Genomic DNA, 9,691 nt, shown 5'->3' on the forward strand with positions numbered 1-9,691 from the left:
CCAGCCACCGGCCGCCGCCACGCTGAGCGCGCCAGGGCCGACGGGCACCGACGAGGTGGCCCAGGCGCCGTCGCCGCAGGGCACCGCATACCGCTCGCCGTACCACTCGATGCCGACGAGCCAGCCGGCGCCGGACCGCTCGACGCGCAGCCGCAGGTCCTCGCCCACCACATCGGGCGGCAGGGTCCGGCGGAAGCACGCCCCGTCCGGAGCGGCACCCCCCGTCGTGGACCCGGGCGCGAGGAGGGCGAGGGTGTCGAGCCGCGCGGCGAGTGCCGCGTCCCACGAGGGGTCGACGGCGGCCCCGTCGGACACCGCGGGGAGGAGGTGCTCCCACAGCAGGTCGAGGACCCCCTGCATGTCCTCGGTCTCGGAGGTGATGGCGATCGCGACGTCCTGCTCGGGCAGGACGATCGCGAACTGGCCGAAGGCGCCGTCCCCCCGGTAGCCGTGCCGGGCCTGCCAGAACGAGTACCCGTAGCCGCACGTCCAGTCCGGGTTCGGCTCGCCGTCCTCGCGGGCCGGCCCCTGCCCGACCGTCGCCTCGGCCACCCACTCCGGCGAGAGGAACCGCCGACCGCCGATCACCCCGCCGCCGAGGTACAGCTGGGCCAGCGCGAGGACCGTCGCCGTCGGCACGTGGGCGCCGCTGTAGCCGATCTCGTGCCCGTCCTCGTCGCGTTGCCACCCGATGGGCGGGAGCCCGAGCGGCTCGAGCAGCCGCGTCCGCAGCACCTCCGACACAGGCATGCCGGCGACGGACTCGACGACCCGGGCGAGGAGCGCGGTCGCCGGCTGGTTGTACGCGAAGACCGACCCCGGCGCCCGGTCCGGCGGCGTCGCGAGGATGCCGGCGAGGACCGGCTCCGGCCGCCCCTCCCCCGCCAGTCGGTATGCCGCGTCCTCCGCCTCGACGATGCTCTCCCGACCATGGCCGAGGGTCATCGACAGGGCGTGCCGAACGCGGACGTCCTGCCATACCGGATCCACGTCGCGCAGGTCGAGACCGGTGCCACCGAGCCCGGCACCGCCGCCGTTCCCGGGGCCGGCGCCCAACCGGTCGACGATCCGGTCCTCCACCGACAGCCGTCCCTCGTCGACGAGGAAGCCGACCGCCGTCGCCGTGAGGCTCTTGGAGAGGGAGTAGACGAGCGGTCGCTGCGACGCGGCATACGGGGCCCACCAGCCGGCGGCGACGACCCGGCCGTGCCGGGCGACGGCCAGCGAGTGCAGCTCGCAGCCCGCGGCCTCGACGGCGTCGACGAAGGCGAGGATGCCGCGGGCGTCGACCCCCTCGGCCGACGGACTGGACGACGGGAGCGGGAAGGCGGTCATCCGACCCAGCGTAGAGGCGGCAGGTCAGCTGGTCGGGGCGTATGCCGCGCCGAGCGACCCGAGCCGCGCCTCCCCGCCGTCGACCTCGGTCAGCACCCACAGGCCCCGGGTCGTCGCCGCCACGGTGTTCTCCCAGTGGGCTGCGCGGGAGCCGTCGAGCGTCACGACGGTCCAGTCGTCGTCGAGCACCCGGTTGTCCTGCTCGCCGAGGGTGACCATCGGCTCGATGGCGATCGTCGTGCCGTCGACGACCCGCGGGCCCTTGCCGTCGACGCGGTAGTTCGGCACGTTGGGGTCCATGTGCATCTGGGTGCCGATCCCGTGCCCGACGTAGTCCTCGACGATGCCGTAGTCCCGGCCGTGTGCCGCACCCGTGGCGACGATGCTGTCCTCGACGGCGGCGCCCACGGCGTAGAGGCTCGCGCCCACCCGGAGCGCGGCGATGCCGGCCCACATCGCCGCCTCGGTGGCGTCGACGAGGGCGAGGTCCTCCGGGCGCCCCGCCTCACGACCGCCGACGATGAGGGAGATCGCGGCATCCCCGTGCCAGCCCTCGACGATGGCGCCGCAGTCGATGGACAGCAGGTCGCCCTCGCGCAGCACCCGGCTGCCCGGGATGCCGTGGACGATCTCGTCGTTGACCGAGGCGCAGATGGTGCCGTTGAACCCGTGGTACCCGAGGAAGCTCGGCACCCCGCCCCCGTCGCGGATGTGCTCCTCGGCGAGGGCGTCGAGCTGCTTGGTCGTCATCCCCGGCCGCACCGCGTCCCGGAGCACGGCGAGCGTCTCGCCGGTGAGGAGCCCGGCCCGGCGCATGAGCAGCAGCTGCTCGGGCGACTTGCCGGTGATGCGTTCCCTGCTGAACAGGCCCATGAGCGTGACGGTGGCGCGGTCGGAGGTGGCCGGTCGGCGCGGTCAGGACAGCGCGGCGACGATGCGGTCGGTGATGGCGTCGACCTCGCCCATGCCGTCGACCTGGACGAGCAGGCCGCGGTCGGCGTAGACCTTCGCCAACGGCGCCGTCTCGCGGCGGTAGATGGCCTGCCGCTCGCGGATGACGTCCTCGGTGTCGTCGGCGCGCCCCTCGACCTTCGCCCGCTCGAGGAGTCGCTCGACGACGGCGTCCTCGTCGACGGTGAGCTCGAGGACGTGGTCGAGGGCCTTGCCGTGGGCCGCGAGCATCTCGTCGAGGGCGCCCACCTGGGCGACGGTCCGCGGGTAGCCGTCGAGGAGGAACCCGGGAGCGCAGTCGGGCTGCTCGAGCCGGTCGTCGACGATCTTGTTCGTGATCTCGTCGGTGACGTAGCCGCCCGAGGCGAGGATGTGCTGTACCTCGACGCCGAGAGGGGTCCCCGCCTTGATGTTCGCACGGAAGATCTCGCCCGTGGAGATGGCCGGGATGCCGAGGCGCTCGGCGATGCGGCTCGCTTGGGTGCCCTTACCGGCCCCGGGGGGTCCGAGGATGATCAGCCGTGTCGACATGTCAGCGGAGGAACCCTTCGTAGTGCCGTTGCTGCAGCTGAGCCTCGATCTGCTTCACCGTCTCCAGCCCGACGCCGACGATGATGAGGATCGAGGTGCCGCCGAACGGGAAGTTGGCATTGGCATTCACAAGTTTGAGGGCGATGAGGGGGATCAGGGAGATGAGTGCGAGATAGATCGCACCCGGGACCGTGATCCGGGTGAGGACGTACTGGAGGTACTCGGCCGTGGGCCGCCCGGCCCGGATCCCCGGGATGAAGCCGCCGTAGCGCTTCATGTTGTCGGCGACCTCGGTCGGGTTGAACGTGATGGACACGTAGAAGAAGGTGAAGAAGATGATGAGCGCCGTGTAGATGGCCATGTAGATCGGATGGTCGCCGCGCACGAGGTAGGCGTCGATCCAGTCCACCCAGCCGGGGTTGTCGGTGTTCGTCGAGGACCTGCTGAACTGGGCGACCATCGACGGCAGCGTGAGCAGGCTGCTCGCGAAGATGACGGGGATGACGCCGGCCATGTTGACCTTGAGCGGGATGTAGGTCGAGGTGCCGCCGTACATCTGGCGCCCGATCATCCGCTTGGCGTACTGGACGGGGATCCGGCGCTGGCTCTGCTCGACGAAGACGACGAGGGCGATGACGACGAAGCCGACGGCGATGACGGCGAAGAACTTGAACCAGCTGCCGTCCTGCTGCTGGATGGCCCAGAGGGACTCGGGGAACCGTGCCGCGATGGAGGTGAAGATGAGGATCGACATGCCGTTGCCGATGCCGCGGTCGGTGACGAGCTCACCGAGCCACATGATGAGGCCGGTGCCGGCCGTCATGGTGAGGACCATGATGAGGATCGTCGGGATCGCGTGGTCGACGAGGATGTTCGTGCACCCGGACCCGAAGAGGTTCTGGGGGTTCTCCGCGAAGGTGATGAGGGTCGAGGACTGCAGGACCGCCAGGCCGATCGTGAGGTAGCGCGTGTACTGCGTCATCTTCGTCTGCCCGGACTGGCCCTCCTTCTTCAGGGCCTCGAACCGGGGGATGACGACGGTCAGCAGCTGGACGATGATGCTCGCCGTGATGTACGGCATGATCCCCAGCGCGAAGACCGACAGCTGCAGGAGCGCCCCACCGCTGAAGAGGTTGGCCAGGCCGAGGAAGGTGTTGTCCGTCGGCGCGGCCTTGAGGCAGGCCTGGACCTGGGTGTAGTCGACCCCGGGTGTCGGGACGTGCGAGCCGAGCCGGAAGATGGCGATGATGAACAGGGTGAACAGGAGCTTCTTGCGAAGATCCGGCGTCTTGAACGCACGGCCGAACGCGGCGAGCACTTGTCCTCCTGGGGGCGCGGACCCTCTGTCGGTCCGCGCTACATCGAAAAGCCTTGCACACGATATACCCCGGGCCACCGGGAGACCCGGTGCCCGGGGTTGTTCGCCTTCGGATACAACGAGGCGGTATGCCCCGAGGTTCCGGCCTCCTCGTCGGGGCTCCGTGGAGCCCCGACGGTGTGGGAGGCGTGACCCCTGGGGGTCAGCGGCCGGTCAGGCGATGGTGGCCGTGCCGCCCGCCTGCTCGATCTTGTCCTTGGCCGAGGCGGAGAAGGCGTCGACGGTGACCTGCACCGTGACGCTCAGCTCGCCCGTGCCGAGCACCTTGACCGGCTGCCCCGCCCGGACGGCGCCCTTGGCGACGAGGTCCTCGACGGTGACGGCCCCGCCCTCGGGGTAGAGCGCCGAGATCCGGTCGAGGTTGACGACCTGGTAGGTCGTCCGGAACGGGTTCTTGAAGCCGCGCAGCTTCGGCAGCCGCATGTGGATCGGCGTCGAGCCGCCCTCGAAGTGGGCCGGAACCTGGTAGCGGGCCTTGGTGCCCTTCGTGCCCCGACCGGCCGTCTTGCCCTTGGAGCCCTCGCCGCGACCCACGCGGGTCCTGGCGGTCTTGGCTCCGGGGGCCGGACGCAGGTGGTGCACCTTGAGCGTCGCGCTCTCGCGGGCGCCCTCGGTGGCCTTCGTGTCAGCCATGATCAGTCAACCTCCTCGACGGTCACGAGGTGCGGGATCGTCTTGACCATCCCGCGGATCTCGGGACGGTCCTCCTTGACGACGACGTCGCCGATGCGCTTGAGACCGAGACTGCGCAGCGTGTCGCGCTGGTTCTGCTTGCCGCCGATCTCGGATCGGACCTGGGTCACCTTGAGCCGGGCCATCAGCGACCGGCCCCCGCGGCCTGGGCCCGCAGCATGGCGGCCGGGGCGACCTCGTCGACGGGCTTGCCGCGGCGGGCCGCGACGGCCTCGGGACGCTCGAGACCCTTGAGGGCCGCGACGGTCGCGTGGACGATGTTGATCGCGTTGTCCGAGCCGAGCGACTTGGACAGCACGTCGTGGACGCCGGCGCACTCGAGGACCGCGCGGACCGGGCCACCGGCGATGACACCGGTACCGGGCGATGCGGGGCGCAGCATGACGACGCCCGCGGCGGCCTCACCCTGGACGGGGTGCGGGATGGTGCCCTGGATGCGGGGGACCTTGAAGAACTGCTTCTTCGCCTCCTCGACGCCCTTGGCGATCGCGGCGGGGACCTCCTTGGCCTTGCCGTAGCCGACACCGACGGTGCCGTCGCCGTCACCGACGACGACGAGCGCGGTGAAGCTGAACCGGCGGCCACCCTTGACGACCTTGGCGACGCGGTTGATCGTCACGACGCGCTCGAGGTACTGGTTCTTCTCGGCGTTGTCCCGACGGTCGCCGCGACGGTCGTCGCGGTTGCCTCGCCGGTCGTTCCGGTCACCGCCCTCGGCGGGACCGGTGCCTCGACGCTGGGTACCGGGCATCAGATGCTCCTCATTTCACAGACATTCGTGGTGCTCATCAGAGGCTGAGCCCTCCCTCGCGAGCGCCCTCGGCGATCGCGGCGACCCGGCCGTGGTACTTGTTGCCGGCACGGTCGAAGACGACGGCCTCGATGCCGGCGCTCCGCGCCCGCTCGGCGACGAGCTCGCCGACCTTGCGGGCCTTGGCGGTCTTGTCGCCGTCGAAGGAGCGCAGGTCGGCCTCCATCGTCGAGGCGGACGCGACGGTCCGGCCGACGGTGTCGTCGACGACCTGGACGAAGACGTGCCGTGACGAGCGGGACACGACGAGGCGCGGACGGGCGGCCGTGCCCGTGACGAACTTGCGGACGCGGTTGTGGCGCCGGCCGCGCGCGGCCGACCTGCCCTTGGCGCGCTTGACGGTGAGAGCCATGGTCACTTACCAGCCTTTCCGACCTTGCGGCGGATCTGCTCGCCCGCGTACCTCACGCCCTTGCCCTTGTACGGGTCGGGCTTGCGGAGCTTGCGGATGTTGGCAGCGACCTCGCCGACGAGCTGCTTGTCGATGCCGACGACGGCGAAGCGCGTCTGGTTCTCGACGGTGAAGGAGATGCCCTGCGGGGGGGTGATGGTGATGGGGTGGCTGTAGCCGAGGGCGAACTCGAGGTCGGAGCCGCGGGCGAGCACGCGGTACCCGGTGCCGTGGATCTCCATCTTCTTCTCGTAGCCCTGGGTCACGCCGAGCACCATGTTGTTGATGAGCGAGCGGGTCAGGCCGTGGAGCGACCGCGACACACGCTCGTCGTCGGGACGCTTCACCTCGAGGGTGCCGTCCGTCCGCTCGACGGTGATGGGCTCCGCGACGACGTGCGAGAGCTCACCCTTGGGCCCCTTGACGGTGACCGTCCGGCCGTCGACGGTGACGTCGACGCCGGTCGGGATGGCGATGGGGAGTCGTCCGATACGCGACATGGCGGGACTCCTTACCAGATGTAGGCGAGGACTTCCCCACCTACACCCTTGCTCTGGGCCTGCCTGTCGGTCAGCAGCCCGGACGACGTGGAAATGATGGCCACCCCGAGCCCGCCGAGGACCTTCGGCAGGTTCGTGGACTTCGCGTAGACCCGCAGGCCGGGCTTGCTCACCCGGCGCAGGCCGGCGATGGACCGCTCGCGGTTCGGGCCGTACTTGAGGTTGATGGTCAGCGTCTTGCCGACCTTGGCCTCCTCGACGGTCCAGCCCGCGATGTAGCCCTCGGCCTCGAGGATCTCCGCGATGTGGCTCTTCAGCTTCGAGAACGGCATGCTGACGGTGTCGTGGTGCGCCGAGTTGGCGTTCCGGACGCGCGTCAGCATGTCCGCAATCGGGTCGGTCATGGTCATGGGCTTCTCCGCCCTCTCTCACCGCGGTTTCCCCCGCTGCGCGGGCGACCTGCGATGTAGATGGTCTGTTGTCTGTCGTGGTATGCCGCCGAGCCGGGCTCAGCGGCGGGGGTCACCAGCTGCTCTTCGTCACGCCGGGGAGCTCGCCGCGGTGGGCCATCTCCCGCAGGCAGATCCGGCACAGGCCGAACTTGCGGTAGACCGAGTGCGGGCGGCCGCAGCGCTGGCACCGGGTGTAGGCGCGGACGGCGAACTTCGGCTTCTTGTTGGCCTTGTTGATCAGAGCGGTCTTGGCCATCTCAGTTCTCCTTGAAGGGGAAGCCGAGCGCCTTGAGCAGCGCGCGACCCTCGTCGTCGTTCGTGGCCGTCGTGACGACCGTGATGTCCATCCCGCGGACGCGGTCGATGCGGTCCTGGTCGATCTCGTGGAACATCGACTGCTCGTTGAGACCGAAGGTGTAGTTGCCGTTGCCGTCGAACTGCCTGGGCGACAGGCCGCGGAAGTCGCGGATGCGCGGGAGCGCGACGGAGACGAGCCGGTCGAGGAACTCCCACATGCGGTCGCCGCGCAGCGTCGCGTGGGCGCCGATCGGCATACCCTCGCGCAGCTTGAACTGGGCGATCGACTTGCGGGCCTTGGTGACGACGGGCTTCTGACCCGTGATCGCCGTCAGGTCGCGGATGGCGCCCTCGATGAGCTTGCTGTCGCGGGCCGCCTCGCCGACGCCCATGTTGACGACGACCTTGACGACGCCAGGGACCTGCATCGGGTTGGCGTACCCGAACTGCTCCTGGAGCGAGGAGCGGATCTCCTCGGCGTAGCGCTGCTTGAGGCGGGGCTTGGTGGCGACGTCGGTCATGACAGGTCCTTACCGGAGCGCACACCCACGCGGGTGCGGCTCGTCCTGGTCTTGCCGTCGCGCTCGACGGTCTCGACCCTGGTCTTGATGCGGGTGGGCTTCTTGTCCGAGGGGTCGACGATCGCCACGTTGCTCACGTGGATCGGGGACTCCTGGACGACGAGTCCTCCGGTGTTCGAGCCCCGCGAGGTCTGGCCCGCCTTGACGTGCCGGGTCACCCGGTTGACGCCCTCGACGAGCACCCTGTCGGTGTCGCGGTAGACCGCGATGACCTTGCCGGTCGTGCCCTTGCTCGCGCCGGCGAGCACCTGGACGGTGTCGCCCTTCTTGATCTTCGTCTTCGCCATGGCTCAGAGCACCTCCGGGGCGAGCGAGATGATCTTCATGAAGCGCTTGTCACGCAGCTCGCGGCCCACCGGGCCGAAGATGCGGGTGCCCCGGGGGTCACCGTCGCCCTTGAGGATCACCGCCGCGTTCTCGTCGAACTTGATGTAGCTGCCGTCCGGGCGGCGCCGCTCCTTGGCCGTCCGGACGACGACCGCCTTGACGACGTCGCCCTTCTTGACGTTGCCACCGGGGATGGCGTCCTTGACGGTGGCGACGATGGTGTCGCCGATACCGGCATACCGGCGCCCGGAGCCACCGAGAACGCGGATGCAGAGGATCTCCTTGGCACCCGTGTTGTCGGCGACGCGCAGTCGCGACTCCTGCTGGATCACTTCAGTCTTCTCCTAGTGTCGTGCCGGTTCTCCGGTGTCCCGGAGCCTTGCCGAACGGATGTGTTACTTGGCCTTCTCGAGGATCTCCACGACGCGCCAGCGCTTCGTCGCGCTGAGCGGCCGGGTCTCCATGATCAGGACACGGTCGCCGACGCCCGCCGAGTTCTGCTCGTCGTGCGCCTTGACCTTGCTCGTGCGCCGGATGACCTTGCCGTAGAGCGGGTGCTTGACACGGTCCTCGACCTCGACGACGACGGTCTTGTCCATCTTGTCGCTCACGACGTAGCCTTGGCGGCTCTTGCGGTACTTGCGCTCCTGGGCGGTGCCCTCGGCGACGGTCACGGTCTCGTCCTTCACGTTCTCGCTCATCACTTGGCCTCGCTCTGCTGGGGAGCGGCGCCGATGCCGAGCTCGCGCTCACGCATCTCGGTGTAGATGCGTGCGATGTCCTTGCGGACCGCACGCAGCCGGCCGTGGTTGTCCAGCTGGCCGGTCGCCGACTGGAACCGGAGGTTGAACAGCTCCTCCTTGGCCTTGCGCAGCTCGTCGACGAGACGGTCGTCGTCGAACCCGCGCAGCTGGTCGGAAGCCAGGTCCTGGGAACCGACTGCCATCAGAAGTCACCACCCTCACGCCGGACGAAGCGGCACTTCATCGGCAGCTTGTGCATGGCCAGACGCATCGCCTCGCGGGCGACCTCCTCCGGCACACCGGACAGCTCGAACATGACCCGGCCCGGCTTGACGTTGGCGATCCACCACTCCGGGGAGCCCTTGCCGGAGCCCATCCGGGTCTCGGCCGGCTTCTTGGTCAGCGGACGGTCGGGGTAGATGTTGATCCACACCTTCCCGCCGCGCTTGATGTAGCGGGTCATCGCGATACGGGCCGACTCGATCTGCCGGTTCGTGACGTATGCGGGCTCCAGGGCCTGGATGCCGTAGTCGCCGAAGGCGATCCTCGTGCCGCCCGTGGCAGCGCCCGAGCGACCCGGGTGGTGCTGCTTGCGGTGCTTGACTCGACGGGGGATCAACATCAGGACGCACCTCCCTGGGCGGTCGCCTCGGTCGTCTGGGCGTCGGCGCCGGCCGCGCCCACGGGCGCGACCTCGGCCG

16 protein-coding genes and 1 pseudogene are annotated in these 9,691 nt (G+C 69.6%); all 17 read right to left on the reverse strand.

Annotation, left to right across the window (positions count from 1 at the left end):
- On the reverse strand, window positions 1-1,335 hold a 1,335-nt coding region (locus BN12_RS12680; protein WP_053080029.1), incomplete at its 3' end, for a serine hydrolase domain-containing protein.
- A gap of 24 nt (window positions 1,336-1,359) precedes the next feature.
- Window positions 1,360-2,208, reverse strand: coding sequence for a type I methionyl aminopeptidase (gene map / locus BN12_RS12685; protein WP_048552950.1), 849 nt, complete (start codon window positions 2,206-2,208; stop codon window positions 1,360-1,362).
- A gap of 42 nt (window positions 2,209-2,250) precedes the next feature.
- Entirely contained in the window at window positions 2,251-2,817 is a 567-nt protein-coding gene (locus BN12_RS12690; protein ID WP_048552951.1) for an adenylate kinase, read from the reverse strand.
- A 1-nt stretch (window position 2,818) separates the two neighbouring features.
- Window positions 2,819-4,135, reverse strand: a complete 1,317-nt coding sequence (secY, locus tag BN12_RS12695; protein ID WP_048552955.1) for a preprotein translocase subunit SecY — start codon at window positions 4,133-4,135, stop codon at window positions 2,819-2,821.
- A 213-nt stretch (window positions 4,136-4,348) separates the two neighbouring features.
- On the reverse strand, window positions 4,349-4,828 hold the full coding sequence (rplO, locus tag BN12_RS12700) for a 50S ribosomal protein L15 (protein ID WP_048552957.1): 480 nt from the start codon (window positions 4,826-4,828) through the stop codon (window positions 4,349-4,351).
- A gap of 2 nt (window positions 4,829-4,830) precedes the next feature.
- On the reverse strand, window positions 4,831-5,013 hold the full coding sequence (gene rpmD, locus BN12_RS12705) for a 50S ribosomal protein L30 (protein ID WP_048552958.1): 183 nt from the start codon (window positions 5,011-5,013) through the stop codon (window positions 4,831-4,833).
- Window positions 5,013-5,639 (reverse strand): 30S ribosomal protein S5, encoded by a 627-nt coding sequence (gene rpsE / locus BN12_RS12710; RefSeq protein WP_048552960.1) that lies wholly within the window; start codon window positions 5,637-5,639, stop codon window positions 5,013-5,015. The genes rpmD and rpsE overlap by 1 nt, the downstream gene beginning before the upstream one ends.
- A gap of 37 nt (window positions 5,640-5,676) precedes the next feature.
- On the reverse strand, window positions 5,677-6,051 hold the full coding sequence (rplR, locus tag BN12_RS12715; protein ID WP_048552962.1) for a 50S ribosomal protein L18: 375 nt from the start codon (window positions 6,049-6,051) through the stop codon (window positions 5,677-5,679).
- Between the two features lie 2 nt (window positions 6,052-6,053).
- Complete coding sequence (gene rplF / locus BN12_RS12720) at window positions 6,054-6,590, reverse strand: 50S ribosomal protein L6 (RefSeq protein WP_048552964.1); 537 nt, start codon at window positions 6,588-6,590, stop codon at window positions 6,054-6,056.
- Window positions 6,591-6,601: 11 nt separating this feature from the next.
- Window positions 6,602-7,000: a 30S ribosomal protein S8 gene (rpsH, locus tag BN12_RS12725; protein WP_048552968.1), complete on the reverse strand. Its 399-nt coding sequence runs from the start codon at window positions 6,998-7,000 to the stop codon at window positions 6,602-6,604.
- Window positions 7,001-7,112: 112 nt separating this feature from the next.
- The gene (locus tag BN12_RS12730; RefSeq protein ID WP_048552970.1) at window positions 7,113-7,298 is read right to left on the reverse strand and encodes a type Z 30S ribosomal protein S14; all 186 of its coding nucleotides are present in this window, start codon (window positions 7,296-7,298) and stop codon (window positions 7,113-7,115) included.
- A 1-nt stretch (window position 7,299) separates the two neighbouring features.
- A complete protein-coding gene (gene rplE / locus BN12_RS12735; RefSeq protein ID WP_048552972.1) occupies window positions 7,300-7,860 on the reverse strand; it encodes a 50S ribosomal protein L5 in 561 nt (186 codons plus the stop codon).
- A complete protein-coding gene (gene rplX, locus BN12_RS12740; protein WP_048552975.1) occupies window positions 7,857-8,207 on the reverse strand; it encodes a 50S ribosomal protein L24 in 351 nt (116 codons plus the stop codon). The genes rplE and rplX overlap by 4 nt, the downstream gene beginning before the upstream one ends.
- Window positions 8,208-8,210: 3 nt before the next feature.
- Window positions 8,211-8,579, reverse strand: coding sequence for a 50S ribosomal protein L14 (gene rplN, locus BN12_RS12745; RefSeq protein WP_048552977.1), 369 nt, complete (start codon window positions 8,577-8,579; stop codon window positions 8,211-8,213).
- A 63-nt stretch (window positions 8,580-8,642) separates the two neighbouring features.
- Complete coding sequence (gene rpsQ / locus BN12_RS12750) at window positions 8,643-8,948, reverse strand: 30S ribosomal protein S17 (protein ID WP_048552980.1); 306 nt, start codon at window positions 8,946-8,948, stop codon at window positions 8,643-8,645.
- 26 nt (window positions 8,949-8,974) lie between these two features.
- Window positions 8,975-9,193, reverse strand: a pseudogene (rpmC, locus tag BN12_RS12755) (50S ribosomal protein L29); the annotation flags it as partial.
- Window positions 9,193-9,612, reverse strand: coding sequence for a 50S ribosomal protein L16 (gene rplP, locus BN12_RS12760; protein ID WP_048552983.1), 420 nt, complete (start codon window positions 9,610-9,612; stop codon window positions 9,193-9,195). The pseudogene rpmC and the gene rplP, both read right to left, overlap by 1 nt.
- Window positions 9,613-9,691: the final 79 nt, after the last annotated feature.

The sequence above is a fragment of the Nostocoides japonicum T1-X7 genome (assembly GCF_001046855.1).
GTDB lineage: Bacteria > Actinomycetota > Actinomycetes > Actinomycetales > Dermatophilaceae > Nostocoides > Nostocoides japonicum.

What these genes read in the sequence shown, in the direction of transcription:
- rplO (WP_048552957.1), bottom strand. Translation starts at nt 4,828, where the DNA reads ATGGCTGACACGAAGGCCACCGAGGGCGCCCGCGAGAGCGCGACGCTC.
- rpsH (WP_048552968.1), bottom strand. Translation starts at nt 7,000, where the DNA reads ATGACCATGACCGACCCGATTGCGGACATGCTGACGCGCGTCCGGAAC.
- BN12_RS12730 (WP_048552970.1), bottom strand. Translation starts at nt 7,298, where the DNA reads ATGGCCAAGACCGCTCTGATCAACAAGGCCAACAAGAAGCCGAAGTTC.
- rpsE (WP_048552960.1), bottom strand. Translation starts at nt 5,639, where the DNA reads ATGCCCGGTACCCAGCGTCGAGGCACCGGTCCCGCCGAGGGCGGTGAC.
- BN12_RS12690 (WP_048552951.1), bottom strand. Translation starts at nt 2,817, where the DNA reads ATGTCGACACGGCTGATCATCCTCGGACCCCCCGGGGCCGGTAAGGGC.
- rplF (WP_048552964.1), bottom strand. Translation starts at nt 6,590, where the DNA reads ATGTCGCGTATCGGACGACTCCCCATCGCCATCCCGACCGGCGTCGAC.
- rpmD (WP_048552958.1), bottom strand. Translation starts at nt 5,013, where the DNA reads ATGGCCCGGCTCAAGGTGACCCAGGTCCGATCCGAGATCGGCGGCAAG.
- map (WP_048552950.1), bottom strand. Translation starts at nt 2,208, where the DNA reads ATGGGCCTGTTCAGCAGGGAACGCATCACCGGCAAGTCGCCCGAGCAG.
- rplR (WP_048552962.1), bottom strand. Translation starts at nt 6,051, where the DNA reads ATGGCTCTCACCGTCAAGCGCGCCAAGGGCAGGTCGGCCGCGCGCGGC.
- rplP (WP_048552983.1), bottom strand. Translation starts at nt 9,612, where the DNA reads ATGTTGATCCCCCGTCGAGTCAAGCACCGCAAGCAGCACCACCCGGGT.
- rplE (WP_048552972.1), bottom strand. Translation starts at nt 7,860, where the DNA reads ATGACCGACGTCGCCACCAAGCCCCGCCTCAAGCAGCGCTACGCCGAG.
- rpsQ (WP_048552980.1), bottom strand. Translation starts at nt 8,948, where the DNA reads ATGAGCGAGAACGTGAAGGACGAGACCGTGACCGTCGCCGAGGGCACC.
- rplX (WP_048552975.1), bottom strand. Translation starts at nt 8,207, where the DNA reads ATGGCGAAGACGAAGATCAAGAAGGGCGACACCGTCCAGGTGCTCGCC.